Genomic DNA, 17,016 nt, shown 5'->3' on the forward strand with positions numbered 1-17,016 from the left:
GTATATAAATGCTCATGCCGTGCAACGCTTTGACAGGTAACAGACGAAAACTCAGCGGCCATTACCTGTCCTGAATTAATTAAGGAAATGCATAGTTGGATACTGTCATGAAAGTAATTATCGCCCCAAATCCCGCAACTTCTCACCCGCCATCAAATTCCTCTCAATCCGTTCCAGCGTCACATTCTTGGTTTCCGGCACCAGGTACACAGTAATGACAATAAACACCAGGTTAAACCCGGTATACAGCCAGAAGGTTCCGGCCGCGCCGATGCTGCCCAATAGCGACAAAAATGTCGCACCGATAATCATGTTCGCCACCCAGTTCGTCGTGGTGGAACAGGTAATACCAAAGTCACGGCATTTTAGCGGCTGGATTTCAGAACACAGGATCCAGACGACGGGTGCTGCACTCATTGCGTATCCACCAATACATAACATGGTCATGCCGACTGAAACCCAAGACAGACCGCTGCTGATATTTCCCTGCCCTGCTTTCATCAGGCAGTAACCTAATACCAGAGTGGCAAAGGCCATCACCGAGAAGCCAATTTTCAGGATGGGTTTTCTGCCCGCTTTGTCTACGGTAAAAACGGCAATAAAGGTGGCAAACATAAAAGTCAGGCCAACGATAACGGTGGCGATCATCTGCTCCTGAGTGCTTTTAAAGCCCGCCATTTTAAAAATCTGCGGCGCGTAATACATGATGATATTCATCCCGGTAAACTGCTGCATGCCCTGCAATAACATGCCCATAAAGACCGCACGCCTGACATTTTTATTGCTTTTGAAAAGCGAAAAACCGCCCTGCTTCATGCGCAGACTTTCCCGAATCTCATTGAGTTCCTGGCGGGCTTTTTCCGACGTATCGCGCAGCATGCGCAGCACTTCCTCCGCCTCAATATGCATCCCCTTAGCCGCCAGCCAGCGTGGACTGTTCGGTAGGAAAATGACCATAATAAAAAGTACAACGGCGGGAATGGCCAGAACCCCCAGCATGGCCCGCCAGTTACCGCTGTAGCTAAAAGCAGTATCCGATATAAAGGCCATTACGATGCCCAGGGTAATCATCAGCTGATACAGGCTTATCATTTTGCCACGCACGTTTTCAGTGGCCATTTCAGATAAATAAAGCGGCGCGGTATAGGATGCCACGCCAACGGCCAGGCCCAGCAGCAGACGAAAGATCAACAGCATTTCAACGCTGGTTGCGCCCGCGGAACCGAGCGATCCGATAGCAAACAACACGGCGCCCGCCATCAGACTGTATTTGCGGCCAAGCCGATGCGATACCCAGCCATTACATAGCGCCCCTAGCGCGGCACCCAGCATCATGATGCTGACCACCCACTCCTGCTCATGGCTGCTCAGGCTAAAATGATGAGTCAGAAAAGGTAGCGCACCGGAAATCACGCCAATATCCAGTCCAAACAGCAGCCCGGCTAGCGCGGCTGAAACTGAGATGAACAGGTTCATACGACGAACTTTTTGCTTATGTTCGCTTTGAATAGTGAAAGTATTTACATGAGACATCATTAAGCTCCGCTCATACAACATGTCGTGTCCATGCAGCATATAAAGTAGCGATAGCGGGCGATGAGGGCAAATGAGGTCAGGATATGGACGATTTTACTGATCCCACTCTAAGTGTGATGCAGATCTCACTGAATGAGGGAGGGCGCATTTATCGTTTTATGACCTGATATTTCAACACGCTTTTTTTGGCGATAATGTGTAAAAAGCCCGATGGTGACCGCTGACCTGTGGAACCATCCAAACCCGGCGGGTAATTAACCTAAGCCATCATCGCGGCAGTTTTGCATGAAGCGTCGCCAGAAGACCTGACCGTCACGGTGCCGCGCTGGCGATATGATGCATCGTATAAGAATAAATAGCCGCTATGTACCCGTCTTCTTGTTAACCACGCTCACCGCACACGCGATGAAATATCGTAATTTACTTTTCTGGTTATCGATGCTTCTTGCTGCTCATTTAGGCAATACAATACTGCACAGCAAAGCGCATCAATTTATTACCTGAGGGTGACAACGACGAAATACCGTTTTTTTAACACGTTCTTGTTCGACCCAATGCGCGCCCTTTCCTTTTACATCATTTTTTAACAGTCACTTTCCCTGTCTGCCGTGTTTGGAGCGTTCATCCTCAAGGAAAAGTGACGACAGGAAACAGGCAATGACCAGCATCATTTTATTATTACTGTTCTTTATTAATTTGATTCTTATCCTGGGTTTGATGGCTATCCAGGAAATACTTGATGATCGTTATTCGCCCCATTACGAGAACGGTGACTACGATTAATAACGGCCACATTCCCGCGCCGCCTGGCGATACTCAAGAGTCCCTGTTCATCATGGGATCCTTCCGGATTAAACTGTTATCGTTTCTGGATCAGCCCAGTTATAAACCGCAAATACCAGCCTGATGTCGCCCGAAATGGCCCCATATCTTCGGTGCATATTGTCTGTAAAATACGATTTGAGCGTGTCGGGCAGGCTTGTTGAACGATAACGTAGCAACGTGGTGTGCCAGTATTCCGGTGGCGATGTTTTTCCACCATGTCTTTGCAGAAGCAAATCCCGCCACTCTTCCAGTGACAGCAGCGCATTCCAGCATGCTGCTCTTTGCGCTACGGCGTGGCCTTCAGGAATACCTGCCAGTAGCAGTTGATCGGGAAGCGCCACCAGCCGTAATGCGTCAATCCTGAGTGACGAGTCGGTCACGTTCTGGCGAAAGGCATCCCTCAGGCCTGCTAAAGCCGGGAGCTGCTGCGGGCTTTGATAGCGCGCTGGCGTGACGGGCAGGAAGGTAACGTGAAAATGTTCGGCCCGCATGACGTCTGCCAGCGGATCCCCCTGAGTTAAGCCACGAAGATCGGCAAGGAGTGACTGAATTTGCGGGTTCAGGACGGGCTGAATGCCACTGGTCAGGGCGTGAAGCCCGGCAGGATAGAAAAACTTGTCTGCTTGCTGATGTGCACTCGCTGTTTCTTGCCGCCAGCATTGCTGGGTTTCCCTGTTACGTTGCGCGTAGAGAGCGTCAAAATAAGCGGCCGCCGTCATCTTCTCTCCTGAGATATCGTTAAACATCATGTCGGTAGCATAGCCAGATGAACACATGAATGCAGCACTTTCACGAAACAAGAAATGAAAGTCCATTTCATACTTCGCATAATGTGGCTGTTTATCAGCCCATTCCGGTACGTGGGTTTCATCAATTGTTGCGTCGTTGATATCACCCTGGTTCTTTTCTCGGGTTGCACATCCGGATGATCGCTCTTTACAGATCTGTCTGTCATCGTGGCTTCGGATTACAAGGCTGGATATGTTCTCTGCCGTCTTAGCCAAAGGTCAGCACAACAGTTTCCCGGCATTACATTGCACAGTCTGGATTCACTACCGTCAACCTGATGATATGGCTTACTTTTTCCCACCAACATTGACTTAGCAGAAATACCGACCAGGCTTATCAGGCGAGCTGTTTTATAGTGTATTCATCACGAGGGAAAGACATGAAAAGCATTTTGAGCGGTTTATTGATTGTTTCCAGCCTTTTAATGATGTCGGGTTGCCAGCAGGACAGCGGTGCTGTGGGCAATGATGGTCGTCCACATGCGCCAAGCGGGCAATCTGTTCCAGGCGGCCCGTTAGGTAAAGGCCCTGTAGGCCAGCCACAGGCTTAAATAAAAATCCGGCGCTGAGCCGGTTTTTTCACTTTGTGTTTGCGTAAATCTGATTTAACTTTCCACCAGACGCGCAAAATGGCTGTACAGCGCCGGCAAATGACAGCCGCTAAGCACGGTTATTATCCTCTGGATGCCGCCGTTATTTATCCCGCTGACAGAAAAAGTCCCGCACGGTGGTGTTTCATTACCGTTCTTAATTTGATTATTATATTAACATTTCACCCTCAACCATAAGGGAGCAGATTTAAGATTTTTCCTGTCCAGACTGAAAAATATTTTATCGACCACCACAAATGACGCGTCTGTCATCCCAGATATTCGTGATCCATCTCTCATTAATGAAGTCTTCCTTCACGTTCTTATCAAACATTACCCCGACGAAAATATTATTATTACATTTACTGTGAATCTAAATAATTAAGCAGCCGATTAAAACCTGCCAAACGCCACGCACCTAATTTCTTCATTTTCATCGACATCAACAGAAGATACCTGTTGTCTCTTCTCTATCGCCTTGTATTCAAACGTGAGCTTCTCTTACAAATAAACAGGACGTATCGATCAATTAATTTTGTACAATAGCCTCGACCTATCAGGAACACCGTACCGATCGATATTAACTATTTTTAAATGGTCAGCATCTCTGCAAAATAACCTTCACGCTCCGCTTAGGATTAAGGAGTATTTCTATACATTTAATTAACCTAATTTCGAGCAGATTAAAACATTCAGTCAGCCACACCACCAAGGTATAAAAATGACGTCACATTAATTTAATAATAATTATCATTAAGAATAAAGTGTTAATTCTTAATGTTAATTCATAATTTAACGGATGCGTTATTTAAAATATTCACATTAAAAAATAATTATTTTAACAGAATGCTTAAAAAGAATGTTCCTGCCTGATGAAAAGCGATCTTCTGAACATTTAACAACCCCATTACGCTAAGAAAAACATCGATGAAATAAATGGATGAATAAATAACAATGAGCAGAACAACGCGTAAATTTGTTATCGCTACGGTGATGAGTACGTTTGGATTAATGAATGCCCCTGCAGAGGCGGTCTGTAGCCAAGAAGGGAACAAATACACCTGTAGTGGCGCCGATCATGACACACAAAACCTGACAGGCGATGTCCTCGACGTCGTGCTGGACGGGACGTCTTACATTAATACCGATAGCGGATATGGCTTATCCGTCACGGGTTCATCCCTGACCATTACGCAGCAGGAAGGCGGCATTATCGTAGCCGATGGTTCAGGGATAAATATTGAAAATACCGGTACGGGCGACACCACGCTTAACATTTCCGGCACTGTGGTGGCGAAAAGAGCCGATGGTATTGAAATCATTACGTCCTACGAGGCAGGCGCAATCACCCTTATTCAGGAAGCAGGCACAATATCAGGGGAACAGAATGGCATCCAAACGCAGTATATGGGAACGGCCGATACGTTTATCGCGGTATCCGGCGAGGTGAAGGGAGAATCGAATAACGGTATTAATGCCCTGAATGGCAGCACGGCAAAAAACCTCTCCATCATGCAGTCTGGCGGAAAAATAACCGGCAGATTTAACGGTATTCAGGCATCTAACCAAGGTACCGGAAACACGTCCATCATCACAACCAGTGATGTCTCAGGTGAATACGCGGGCGTTTTTGTCGATAATCATGCTTCGGCACAAGACATCCTGGTGATGCAGTCAGATGGCAGCATCACTGGGGGCCATTACGGTATCTATGCCTTCAACCACGGAATCGGTGATACCACCATCCTGACAGCAGGTAACGTCACAGGCACAAACGGTTCAGGCATATACGTCGACAATGCTGAGAGCGCAAACAATCTGTCCATTGTGCAATCTGGCGGGAAAATAACCGGCGGTGAGCATGGTATCTACGCAAACAATCACAGTCGCGGCGATACTTCCGTTACCACCCGCGGTGAAATCGTGGGTGAAAATGGCTCCGGTGTCAGCGTCTCGACCATGGACGGCGGCGATATCGCCTTCACTCAGATTCAGGGAAAAATTTCAGGTACTCAGTCAGGCATAGATATCTTAAACCGCGAAACGGGCGCCACGACTGTGAATATATCGGGTGAGGTTATTGGCGGCAGCGTCGCCGGTATCAATACAGATTTTAGAGGTAATGATGGAAAAACTACCATCAACCTGAACCAGGGTGCGGATATTTCAGCCGCCTCAGGTATTGCAATCAGGTCTACTCATTCTGATGCAACGGTAAACCTGAATAACGGCGCCAAAGTTTCCGGACAGATTCTGTTGGGAAATGGGAATAACACCCTGAATCTCAATCAGGGTTCAGATGTAAGCGGCCTGACAGTGATAAATGGAAACGATGACGATGATCCTGAGGACAGTATCACTACCCTCAATATCAATCAGTCACTGACGGGTTCTTCTTTTTCTGAGGGGGCAGCAGGCGATGTCGCCATTCTGAACTGGAATATCATTAATGTTGGCAACGCAGCGCAGACCCGCAATGCGACGTTAACCCTTTCCGGCGATCTCAATGCAGATCAGATCACTATCGCATCAGGGGGAAGGGTTAACGTTTCTTCTGCGGTCCGGGATGTCACTCTTGCGGGTAAGGTAAATAATGCAGGCTCCCTCGATCTGGGCATTGAGCGAAACAGTGACAACAGGTTAACCATTGAGGGTGATTATTCAGGGGATAACGGCAACCTGGTCCTGAATAGCGTTCTCGAAGGTGACAATGGCACTGCTGACCGACTGATCGTCAATGGCGATACGGCCGGCCATACCTGGGTCAGTATCAATAATCTGGGCGGACAGGGAGCACTGACCGATAAGGGCATTGAAATTGTCACGGTTAAAGGTGATTCCGCCGGTACCTTTGCAAAATCAGGCCGAATCGTCGCCGGGGCCTATGATTACGATGTAGTTAAAAAAGACAGCAACTGGTTTCTTGCCAGCGAAAAAGCGTACCGTCCCGAATTTGGCAGCTATCTGGCAAATGCCCGTGCGGCCAACACGCTGTTCCATACCCGCCTCCACGACCGCCTGGGTGAAACACAATACACCGACAGGTTAACGGGCGAACAAAAAGTCACGAGCCTGTGGATGCGCCATATCGGTGGGCATAACCGCTTCAGAGATGCTTCCGGCAAACTCCATACCCAAAGTAATCGTTACGTGATGCAGCTCGGCGGCGATATCGCACAGTGGAGCCGCAATGGACTGGATCGCTGGCACCTTGGCCTGATGACCGGCTACGCCAATAACCAGAGCCGCACGCATTCTAAAGCGAATGGCTATACCTCACGTGGAGACACTAACGGTTACAGCGTAGGCCTGTACGGCACCTGGTACGCTAACCAGAAAGAGAAAACCGGGGCCTATGTCGATGCATGGATGCTGTACAACTGGTTCGATAATCAGGTTACCGGGCAAAATCTGGCGACGGAAAAATATCATGCTGATGGGATCACCGCTGCCCTTGAAACGGGCTACACCTTTCAGACAGGAGAGAGCCGCGATGGCCGCACGCGTTACTGGCTACAGCCAAAGATACAGCTTACCTGGATGGACGTGCAGGCTGACGATCACATCGAAAATAACGGCACACAGGTTGTCAACAACACCAACGGAAATCTGCAGACCCGTTTGGGCATGAAGTTTTATCAGCAGGGAAATCACATCAGTGATGAGGGCAAAGATCGCACTTTCCAGCCGTTTATTGAGGCCAACTGGATCCATAACACCCATAACGACAGTGTCATGATGAATGGTATCAGCAATGCGATCACAGGCGCGCGCGATGTGGGTGAACTGAAACTTGGCGTCGAAGGTCAGATCAACGCTCGCCTGCAACTGTGGGGCAACGTTGCTCAACAACTCGGCGATAATGGCTTTAGCGATACACAGGGCACGCTGGGGATAAAATACCAGTTCTGAATGTTCGCATAATATTCCACGTCAGCCCATTACCTCAGATGTCCGGTTTTTACGTTTGGGTACCATGACAGAAACCGGCCTGAATGAACCTGTTCAGGCCGACCGCACAATCAGGACAATCTGCATTTGTCGTGATGGCGTTCCACTCAGCTCCCCTTCCGCGCAGTTCTGCAATACTCGAGTAAACTTGATCATACTGGCTGAAAGGAAAAACCTGTATTGAGGCTTTGCCTGTCCTGCGGCGAGATCAAAACACGCCTTACAACCGTCCCCCATAACAATAATAAGGTGCGAACAGTGATGAAAAAGATCGCGATCGTCGGCGCTGGGCCAACCGGTATCTACACGTTTTATGCGCTTCTGGGTCATCATGTACCGATGTCCGTTTCCGTTTACGAACAGGGTGATGAGGCCGGTGTTGGCATGCCCTATAACGATGAAGAGAATTCCCGGATGATGCTGGCAAACATTGCCAGTATTGAAATCCCGCCTGTATTTATGACCTATATTGACTGGCTACGCGCCCAGAGCGACAGTCATCTCAGGCGATATCACGTCGATCCTGCCTCTCTGCATATCCGTCAGTTTCTGCCGCGTATCCTGCTTGGCGAGTATTTCCGCGATCGGTTTTTAGCGCTGGTGTCCCGCGCAACGGTACAGGGTTTCGAGGTAAAAATACATGAGCGCTGTCAGGTCACCGATCTTGAGGCCACCGATGCTGGCGTAAAACTCTGGACGCAGGGCGATACTGCCCCAGCAATATTTGATCAGGTCGTTATCGCCACAGGCCATGTCTGGCCAGACGACAGCGCCGCCACCCGCACCTACTTCCCCAGCCCCTGGTCCGGTCTGATGGAAGCGAAAATAGCGGCATGTCACGTGGGTATTATGGGCACCTCCCTGAGTGGCATTGATGCCGCAATGGCCGTGGCGATCCAGCATGGTGACTTTCAGGAAAGCGACGACGACGCGATCGCCTTCACACTGGACAAAGGCCACGAAGCCCTGAAGATCGTATTAATGTCACGATCGGGCATTCTGCCAGAAGCCGATTTCTACTGCCCGATTCCCTATGAGCCACTGAGCGTCGTTACCCAAAATGCCATCGATAACGCGATTGAGGCAGGCGCTGACGGATTACTCGATCGCGTATTTGCACTGATGGTTGAGGAGTTGGAGGAGGCTGCGCCTGCGTGGAGCACAACGATTGATCTGAAAGCACTCAATGCCGACAGCCTTGCAGAAGCCTGGTTTGCCAACCGACATAAACAGGATCCTTTCCACTGGGCCAGCGCTAACTTGAATGAAGTCGAACGCAACAAACGCGACAGGCGCACCGTGCCCTGGCGCTATACCCTTTTGCGGCTGCACGAGGTGGTTGAGAAAATCGTTCCCTTCCTTAACGAAAGCGACAGTAAACGCTTTTCAGGTGGCCTCGCTAAAGTGTTTATTGATAACTACGCGGCGATTCCTTCTCAATCCATCCGTCGACTGCTGGCCTTACGAGAGGCCGGAATCATCAGCATCCTTGCCCTTGGCGAAGAGTATGAACTGCGAAGGCAACAGCAGAAAACGCTGATCACGACTGAGGGGCAACAGCGAACGTTCGACGTGTTTATTGATGCGCGAGGGCAAAAGGCTCTTAAGACCCGCGATCTGCCCTTTGCAACACTGAAACAGCAGATCCAGCGCTGCGGCGATGAGATTCCCGATGTGGGTGACGATTATACTTTGCTGTCTCCTGAATCTGCCCGTGGACGCATTGCCCTGGCCGCCCTGCCCTATTTAATGCATGACCAGCCGTTTGTGCAGGGACTCACGGTGTGTGCCGAGATCGGTGCCGCCATCGCCAGTACGCTTGTGGAATCACCTTCACGTCCCCGAAAGCGCCTGGCGTATTTTGAACCCTAGGGCAACGCGATGCCGCTGTCTTGTTAACGCTGAAACGACTGGGCGACAGCGCATCTCGTCGTCCGGCTCTGGCATCAGCTACCTGATTCCGGCACGTGATTAAGGCAGAATATGCTCTGTGATGGCGTCAGAACTCAGTTGCACCAACCCTTTGACGCCATAGTGATAACCAGTTTTATCATGTTTAATGCGGATGCCGCTGATATGCGTGTCTGCATTCGCTGCGAGTATCGCCTGCGCCAGTGGCAGCACCTCGTCGCCATAGTCTTCAAACAGCTCACCGGTGACAATCACGTGTCTGATATTGTGAATCGGTGCGGTGCAGCAGATAGCAAAACAGAGCGCTCTGGCGGTGGCTAGAACCGTTGCTGGCTGGTTATCCGGATCGACAGCAAACGCCTGCTCGATACCGCCCTCATAAGGTAAATGCACTATCTCCGGATAAAATCCGTTCTCACCCAGTACCGGCTCGCCGTGAATACATTGCCCATAGCCCAGGCTGCCAAACCCAGGCATAAACGCCACCCACGATGAGTAAGGTAAGCGCTGAGCCAGCTGAAAGGTGGTGCAGAACGCAATATTAAAAATCTGTGTGCTGATACACATCGCGTCTTCAATCCGTTTTTTAAGCGCCACGTTCGTCTCACTGAACAACGGGCAATAACGTACGACGCCGGTGAAATGCTCGATGCCGCCCTGCAACGCCACGCTTATTACGTTGACCTGCTGCTGACGGACATTGCCTGACAGGCATAACGCCGCAACGCTGGTGGCGATAAAGGCAACCAGGCGTTGTGGCGTTAGCAGGGCAGGCAACGAGATCCTGTGGTGCGCCAGCGCGGGCACTTGCGTATTGAAGTCGTTTAGCATCGCCTGGAGCTGGCCTTTGCGAAGCGTAATATTGACGCTGAAAAACTGGCCCGGCGTTGCCGCCAGCAACTGTTGAGGTCGGCCAAACGCACTGTCCTTTACGTCCCGCTCCTCAATAACCCGCTCTTCCAGCAGCTGCGACGTCAATTTTGTCACGTAGGCCTTCGTCACACCCAGGCGGCGCGTCATCTCTGCCCGTGACTCGCATTCGCTGTGCAGAATATTCAATATCTGCTTCTTGTAATCCATTCACGACCCTCTGCCCGCTCTGCGCTTCTGAGCGGACAGTAACACAGTTCGCCTTATCAGGAATTTGCTCTCAACACGAGTATCCAGTCATTTCCGCTGGCGGGTGGGTCGATGTTAAGGAAGAAGGTCTCCGACATATCATTGCTCAGCCAGTTCATGATGCCATAGCGGGGATCAAACCATCCTGTTTCGAATCCCGTTGCGGCAAAGGCGCTGATATCCAGGGTGATATTTTGCTGTTGCGGAATATATACCGCTATCCAGCGCTGCTGGTGATCGCGCATCACACCACAGTGGCGTTGATCGCTGGGATTAGGGTTGATAAGCAAAGACCGATCGGGAACCCGTAGATGCCAGTCAGGCAGGGATTCAATAAACCGTCGCAGGATGCCAATGGCAAAGGCGCCGGGATAGTCAAGCGCATCAAACCAGTACGGAATGGTATCGCCCTGATAAGTACTCGCTGCGCTTTCAGGTATCGCCACGGCGTCATCTTCCGGTCGGCGCATCTGCCAGAGACTGTAGCAACCATAGGTAATGCCCGCGCCCCCCGCAAAGACTGACCAGTAGCTGCTGCGACGCACCTCACGATCGGTAAAGCGGCTGGCCTCCTGTGCACGACGGAACTGATGCTGACACATGATCGGATGGGCTTCATAGCAGGGTTCAGCATCGAGAACCGGCTTGCTCTGACGCTGGTAATCCATTTCAATGGCGCGCCACGACGGATAAGCCTCACCCATATGTCCCGATTGCCAGACGATAAAATCGTGCCAGGGCCGATCGCCCAGCATGTCCAGCGTGCTTCGCCCGCCCTGCGAGTGCACGGTCAACAGCGCATCGCCACTGCCGCCCTGTCGCAACCCTTGGGCCATATTTTCCATCAACTGGCCTTGTTCCGGGGTTTGCACTGCACGATCACCGCCGATCATCCATATGATGCCCGTGCCTTGCAGCTTGTCACTGAGATACCGACAGAATGCCTGAACGTTTTCTGCGTTAAATAAGGGCGTTTTGGCCGCTCCCCAACTGTTGTTCACACTCCAGTGTGACCCCCACATCGGCACCAGGGCGATATAGAGATCTCGCGAATTGGCGATGTCGGTGACTCGCCTCAGATGATCAAAATAGGCTTCATTGGGGATTAGAGACGTTAAATCCCTAAAGGGCAGATGTCCGCCTTCGTAAGTCGGCGTCTGTAAACCGTCAAGCTCACACAGGGCAACGGCCTGAATCACATTAAAGCCTTTTTTTGCCCGATTTGTTAAATACGCTTCTGCCTCTGTCAGCGTCAGTTTGTGAAACAGCTCCCAGGCAGTACAGGCCGTATAGAAAAAGGGGCGATCCTCCTGATAAAAACTTCTGTCACGAACCGTTAATTTTTTCATCTACCACTCCTGATATCAGAACGCTTTTTCATTGATAAATGACTGGCAGGTTTTTTCATCCAGTTTGTAACGTGAAAATATTCCGGCGGTGATAAACATGCAGGATGCGGGGAGCCAGACATAAAGGAGGTTAAACGCAGAAAGTTGATTTTCTGAAGCCGTGGTCATGAAATCGGGGTTATATCCCTACCATGCTAAGACATAACCAATAATTGCCCCACCGATCGCCATTCCGGCTTTTGTGGCAAACAACATGCCGCCGCCAATCATGCCGTTTATTCGGACGCCATATTTATAAAAGCCGTAGTCAGCCACATCCGCGACGGTTGCCCAAATAATTACGGCGATAAGTTCAACAACCAGTGTCGCCGTGACAAACAGCCCCGCATGTACCCAGACGGCTTCGGCAGAGGTAAAACCAATGATTAACGTAATAAGTCCCCCCACGATCTGACTCCAGATCAGTAATGGAATCCGTTTTACCCGTCCGGTTTTAAGGACATATCCGGTAATCAAGGGGGCAATAATTCCGGCAATTGAACCCGCGGTAAGCAAAATACTCAGAAATGAAACAGGCAAGTTAAGCACATATTTTACAAAATACGCCGCCGCACCAAACTTAAGCGTATTCATAATCATCACCACCAGCTGTGCAGCAAAAATGATTAAAGCCTGATCGTTTTTCAACATCAGCCGTATCTGGTTGCCGACGCTGAGCGTCTGTACATCCCCTGCTGAAACGCGTTCCTGAGTATTGTAATAGCAAATTAAAACCAATAGCGTTGAGAGCAGGCCAATACCGCACATCACAACCCGATAACCCATCACCTCATTATCAAAAAGCGCAATCAACATGGGGACCAGTAAAGAACAAATTAAGTAAGAGACCTTGGCTAACGGAAAGCGAATCGTGTTTATCTGTATCCTCTCGTCACTGTCTGCTGAAATGGCTCCCAGCAGAGAGACATAGGGGACCGCCACCAGGCTGAACGCCATAACCAGCATGATATAGGTGGTGTAGGCATAAATGATCCGGCCGGTTTCACCCAACTCGGGTGAAAGGAAAACGGCGGCGCAGCTAAGCCCATAAGGCACAGCGAACCATAATAGCCAGGGGCGGTAACGGCCATGTCGAGAACGCGTGCGATCGGCCACCACGCCGATTAATGGATCGCTTATCGCATCAATTAAGCGCGTAATCAGAAATAAGGTTCCCATTACTGCAGGGCTGAGCTTGAATACATCGGTGTAATATATCGACAAAAACATCATGGTCATGCCCATGAAGATATTCGCTGAGGTATCCCCAAGCCCGTAACAAAATTTTTCGCGAAAACTCACTTTTAATGGTTTATGTAATTCCATTCCAGCATCCTCCCGCATTAATAAAGGACGCCAACCATATAAAAACAGGGAACAGAAACAAACTGCATTAAGTTTCTTTTGTGAACTTAGTTCAATAAAAAACAAATCACACCTTCAAAAATACATCAACATTTAAGTTAATTAATTAACGCACCTCGATAAAACATCTCTTCACACCTCTAACCACCAACAACTAAAAGCGCTATTAAAGAGATAATAGTAACTGCCAAAAACACGCCTTATTTGCGGCATAGAATCTATTTAAAAAACAAAAATAGACAAAAACAGGCATCACGAATAATGTGAGAATGAATTAATAAAATCAAAATCACCCGACAAGAAAAGCGTCCACTTGAATGGTTTGCACAGATCACACCACCTGTAAAAGCCAGAACAAAATAAACAACATCATTAACAATGATGAAATTTTAAAAAATCAAAATACCCATAATAAACATATACATACCGGAGAAAAATCATGTCAAGAATACCACATCAATTAACCATGGCCGTTATTATCGCTAACCGGGGGTTCTTCCCCGGATACGTCGTCAATGAGGCGCGCGAGCAGATTATTGAGGTGTTTATTCAGCACGATATCAATCCGGTAATGCTCGATGAAACCCAGACCCGCTACGGTGGCGTTGAAACACGTGCAGAAGCCAAAATATGTGCAGCATGGTTACGCGCTCGTCGTGACGATATTCATGGCGTGGTGGTATTGCTTCCCAATTTTGGCGATGAAAAAGCCGTTTCAGAAGCATTACGTCTTTCCGGACTTAATGTTCCTGTGTTAATTCAGGCCCAGCCAGACCGCCTGGACAAGATGCATCTCGCCAGTCGGCGAGACAGTTTTTGCGGCAAAATCTCCCTGTGTAATAACCTGCGTCAATATGACATTCCCTTCACCTTAACCACCCAGCACGTGAGTGACTTAGCGGGTGAATCTTTTGCCCGGGATATAAGCCGGTTTAAGCAGGTTTGCCGGGTGGTCAGCAGCATGCGCGGCGCGCGAGTGGGCGCAATTGGTGCGCGTCCTGCTGGTTTTAATACCGTTCGCTACAGTGAAAAATTACTTGAAAGGCTGGGCATCGCCGTGGAAACCCTGGATTTATCGGAGGTGTTCAGCAGAATGAAACGGTTAGGCGACAGCGATATTCGTGTCGATGAGAAGCGCCGCCTGCTGCTGGATAATGCGCATGTCAGCACGATGGCTTCAGATAAAATCACCGTCATGGCAAAGTTGTTCGTGGTCATCGCTGAATGGGTTATAGCTGAAGACATTGATGCCACCGCCATCCAGTGCTGGACCTCATTGCAGGAAACGCTCGGTATTAACGCGTGCTCTGTGATGAGCGTGATGTCCGGTCAGTTACTGCCCAGCGCCTGTGAAGTCGATGTGATGGGCGCATTATCCATGTATGCCCTTGCCAGTTGCAGCCTGAGTCCGGCCTCCATTGCCGACTGGAATAATAACTACGGCGACGATCCAGACAAATGTGTGCTGTTTCACTGTGGCAACTTTGCCACAGCCTCTCTGGAGGACGCCACAATGGGCACCGCCAATATTATTGGTCATCGCGTCGGCAACGAAAATACCTGTGGTGCCGTTCATGGCAGAAGTAAAACTGGCAACATCACCTTCTTCCGACTGAGCTCAGACGATCTGAGGGGAGAAATTAAAGCCTATGTGGGTGAAGGCGTCGCCGTGAACGATCCGCTAGATACCGTTGGCTGTCGTGCGGTCATTGAAGTGCCGCAGCTGGAACGCTTGCTGGCGTGGATTTGCCGTAACGGCTTCGAGCATCACGTAGCCTTTAACCACGCATCCTGCGCAGAGGCTTTGCATGAAGCCTTTACCCGCTATTTGCAGGTTGGGACGCATTTTCATTGCCAATAAGGTTGATGTTAAATCAAGGCGGTTTGGTACATTCACCGATGAGCCCCTTCATTTCTGGTAAGAATCTGATGGGGCCGGTTTAAAATATATTCACGATGAAAAGACCAAAATTATGGCTATCGCTTTCTCCTCTCCTACCTGTCTGCCCGGGCCAGGTAAGTCACTATTATGAAGACAATATTTTAACCAAGAGGCTCTACGCTATTGAAGTTAACAGCTCAAAAGCGACAAAAGTAAAAGCAGAACAGTAGAAATAATGAATCCAGTTTGTCGGGCTATTCCAGCCTTAACAACGGCGTATACCGAGACATATCCCTGAAGGTACAAAACTCAGGCGCACCCAGCGTCATCACCGGCGCAACCCGCAGCAGCTTTTCCAGATATCCGGCTCTTAAAATTTGCAGCAGGCGCAACTCCTCATCGTTCGGTTTATTGATGAGATAAGAGACACTGACATGAAATTCGTAGACATCATGATTATTTCGTTTGCAGTTAAGCGTGCGGCTGAGCGCATCTCTGAGCGACCGTATTTTGCGCTCTTCGGCCTTGTCCAACGGCGCCAGCGACAGCGAGACGCCACGTTTTAAGGCAATAGCCCCAATGCGCATCTGCAAAGGTAACGAGGGCATGAGCCTCAAATTTGCCAGCTTCGCCGCGAACAGCCGGTCGCACTCTTCCATCGACGCATCAAGATTCAGGTCTTGTGGCCAGGCCGGATAGTGCCGTGCCCGGTCATTGGCACCGTTAAACACCGTCATATGGTAGCTCGACTGCGGCAGAAATGCGTAACAACGCCCCAGCCCTGCGGCTTTCATTGCATCAACCATTTCGCCAGTCACACGGACGATTTCACTGTCCTGTTCGAGATGACAAATCAGCGTATTGCCTCTGAATGGCAGTACCTCACCTTTGGCGTTAAATTTTTCACCGATGGCATTTTCTATCCATCCTTCCTGCTCCAGCACTTCTGACATGATTCAGGCTCCCGTGCGCTCGAGATGGCTTTCCTGAGACGATTACTCTCTAAGCTGGCATAACCAGGTGATATGATGACGTGCTTCAGGAACGCTCTTTGTGACTGCCGAACCACAGCATAAAGCATGATTGTGACCGTTATCAGGCAGCAGGAGCGATGGAAAATCAGGACAGCGGGCTGGCTTTAGTACAGAACAGGCAAAAAAGACATCCGAATGCGTTTTATGAAGCCATCATGGGCACAAAGCAGATAATTAACAGGTTGGTTTCTTACCGCTGTCGGGTTTGAGCCTGGCCTTTTTTAACCAGGCGTTGTGCCCCGTCGCCTGCGGATATCCGCAAGCGGGCTATTTTTTCCGTAACAGAAAAACAGCAATGGCGGTAAGCACGCCCATCAGTGGCATAGCGATCGCGCCCGAGAAGAAGTCGTGATGATCTTTTTGATTGCTTCGACGAATATCAGCAAACCGGTTAAGTGCCCGATGCTTGTCAGTTGCACTCACCTCTTCGAATTGCTTTTTATAGCCCTTATCTTCTAACTGAGAACCACCGTCCGCATCATGTCTTTCCAGCACGACGGTGTGCTGACCTTTTTGATAGAAACAGTAATCTGGCATTTTGCGCTTCGCCTGAAAGAAGAGGAGAAATGACTCTATCCTGCTGCGGTTGATGTTGTAAATACCTCTCCCGCCTCACGCTTCAGCCAC

12 protein-coding genes are annotated in these 17,016 nt (G+C 49.6%); 5 read left to right on the forward strand and 7 right to left on the reverse strand.

The genetic code is table 11. From position 1 onward, the window contains the following. Positions 1-117: 117 nt before the first annotated feature. Entirely contained in the window at positions 118-1,536 is a 1,419-nt protein-coding gene (locus tag AAIE03_RS12365) for a sugar porter family MFS transporter (RefSeq protein WP_026021014.1), read from the reverse strand. Between the two features lie 657 nt (positions 1,537-2,193). On the opposite strand from AAIE03_RS12365, the gene AAIE03_RS12370 reads away from it, so the two are divergent. Next, positions 2,194-2,319 carry a hypothetical protein gene (locus AAIE03_RS12370; RefSeq protein WP_015700783.1) on the forward strand — a complete coding sequence of 42 codons (126 nt, stop codon included), beginning with the start codon at positions 2,194-2,196 and terminating at the stop codon, positions 2,317-2,319. A 68-nt stretch (positions 2,320-2,387) separates the two neighbouring features. On the opposite strand, the gene AAIE03_RS12375 is transcribed toward AAIE03_RS12370, so the two are convergent. Beyond that, entirely contained in the window at positions 2,388-3,080 is a 693-nt protein-coding gene (locus AAIE03_RS12375; RefSeq protein ID WP_227008658.1) for a hypothetical protein, read from the reverse strand. A gap of 449 nt (positions 3,081-3,529) precedes the next feature. Here AAIE03_RS12375 and AAIE03_RS12380 point away from each other — a divergent pair, with 449 nt between their 5' ends. The 3 genes from AAIE03_RS12380 (at position 3,530) to AAIE03_RS12390 (ending at position 9,562) form a co-directional block, all read left to right on the forward strand. Further along, the gene (locus AAIE03_RS12380; RefSeq protein ID WP_015700785.1) at positions 3,530-3,700 is read left to right on the forward strand and encodes a hypothetical protein; all 171 of its coding nucleotides are present in this window, start codon (positions 3,530-3,532) and stop codon (positions 3,698-3,700) included. A 993-nt stretch (positions 3,701-4,693) separates the two neighbouring features. Next, positions 4,694-7,651, forward strand: coding sequence for an autotransporter outer membrane beta-barrel domain-containing protein (locus AAIE03_RS12385; RefSeq protein WP_105083047.1), 2,958 nt, complete (start codon positions 4,694-4,696; stop codon positions 7,649-7,651). Between the two features lie 300 nt (positions 7,652-7,951). Next, on the forward strand, positions 7,952-9,562 hold the full coding sequence (locus tag AAIE03_RS12390; RefSeq protein ID WP_024471168.1) for an FAD-NAD(P)-binding protein: 1,611 nt from the start codon (positions 7,952-7,954) through the stop codon (positions 9,560-9,562). A 99-nt stretch (positions 9,563-9,661) separates the two neighbouring features. Here AAIE03_RS12390 and AAIE03_RS12395 read toward each other — a convergent pair whose 3' ends face one another. From AAIE03_RS12395 to AAIE03_RS12405, 3 genes are all read right to left on the reverse strand, one after another. Further along, positions 9,662-10,681 (reverse strand): hypothetical protein, encoded by a 1,020-nt coding sequence (locus AAIE03_RS12395; RefSeq protein ID WP_024471169.1) that lies wholly within the window; start codon positions 10,679-10,681, stop codon positions 9,662-9,664. Positions 10,682-10,737: 56 nt separating this feature from the next. Then, positions 10,738-12,069 carry a glycoside hydrolase family 140 protein gene (locus AAIE03_RS12400; protein WP_024471170.1) on the reverse strand — a complete coding sequence of 444 codons (1,332 nt, stop codon included), beginning with the start codon at positions 12,067-12,069 and terminating at the stop codon, positions 10,738-10,740. A gap of 186 nt (positions 12,070-12,255) precedes the next feature. Continuing rightward, positions 12,256-13,539 carry a glycoside-pentoside-hexuronide (GPH):cation symporter gene (locus tag AAIE03_RS12405; RefSeq protein WP_498563019.1) on the reverse strand — a complete coding sequence of 428 codons (1,284 nt, stop codon included), beginning with the start codon at positions 13,537-13,539 and terminating at the stop codon, positions 12,256-12,258. Between the two features lie 373 nt (positions 13,540-13,912). Here AAIE03_RS12405 and AAIE03_RS12410 point away from each other — a divergent pair, with 373 nt between their 5' ends. Then, positions 13,913-15,334, forward strand: coding sequence for an L-fucose/L-arabinose isomerase family protein (locus tag AAIE03_RS12410; protein ID WP_024471172.1), 1,422 nt, complete (start codon positions 13,913-13,915; stop codon positions 15,332-15,334). A 275-nt stretch (positions 15,335-15,609) separates the two neighbouring features. Here AAIE03_RS12410 and AAIE03_RS12415 read toward each other — a convergent pair whose 3' ends face one another. Beyond that, a complete protein-coding gene (locus AAIE03_RS12415) occupies positions 15,610-16,308 on the reverse strand; it encodes a DUF1868 domain-containing protein (RefSeq protein WP_105082363.1) in 699 nt (232 codons plus the stop codon). Between the two features lie 348 nt (positions 16,309-16,656). Next, positions 16,657-16,926 carry a hypothetical protein gene (locus AAIE03_RS12420; protein WP_019105965.1) on the reverse strand — a complete coding sequence of 90 codons (270 nt, stop codon included), beginning with the start codon at positions 16,924-16,926 and terminating at the stop codon, positions 16,657-16,659. Between the last annotated feature and the right edge of the window lie 90 nt (positions 16,927-17,016).

This window comes from Pantoea sp. Ae19-2 (assembly GCF_059801205.1).

Coding starts and splice junctions, on each gene's coding strand:
- AAIE03_RS12365 (WP_026021014.1), bottom strand. CDS start 1,536: ATGATGTCTCATGTAAATACTTTCACTATTCAAAGCGAACATAAGCAA.
- AAIE03_RS12370 (WP_015700783.1), top strand. CDS start 2,194: ATGACCAGCATCATTTTATTATTACTGTTCTTTATTAATTTGATTCTT.
- AAIE03_RS12375 (WP_227008658.1), bottom strand. CDS start 3,080: ATGACGGCGGCCGCTTATTTTGACGCTCTCTACGCGCAACGTAACAGG.
- AAIE03_RS12380 (WP_015700785.1), top strand. CDS start 3,530: ATGAAAAGCATTTTGAGCGGTTTATTGATTGTTTCCAGCCTTTTAATG.
- AAIE03_RS12385 (WP_105083047.1), top strand. CDS start 4,694: ATGAGCAGAACAACGCGTAAATTTGTTATCGCTACGGTGATGAGTACG.
- AAIE03_RS12390 (WP_024471168.1), top strand. CDS start 7,952: ATGAAAAAGATCGCGATCGTCGGCGCTGGGCCAACCGGTATCTACACG.
- AAIE03_RS12395 (WP_024471169.1), bottom strand. CDS start 10,681: ATGGATTACAAGAAGCAGATATTGAATATTCTGCACAGCGAATGCGAG.
- AAIE03_RS12400 (WP_024471170.1), bottom strand. CDS start 12,069: ATGAAAAAATTAACGGTTCGTGACAGAAGTTTTTATCAGGAGGATCGC.
- AAIE03_RS12410 (WP_024471172.1), top strand. CDS start 13,913: ATGTCAAGAATACCACATCAATTAACCATGGCCGTTATTATCGCTAAC.
- AAIE03_RS12415 (WP_105082363.1), bottom strand. CDS start 16,308: ATGTCAGAAGTGCTGGAGCAGGAAGGATGGATAGAAAATGCCATCGGT.
- AAIE03_RS12420 (WP_019105965.1), bottom strand. CDS start 16,926: ATGCCAGATTACTGTTTCTATCAAAAAGGTCAGCACACCGTCGTGCTG.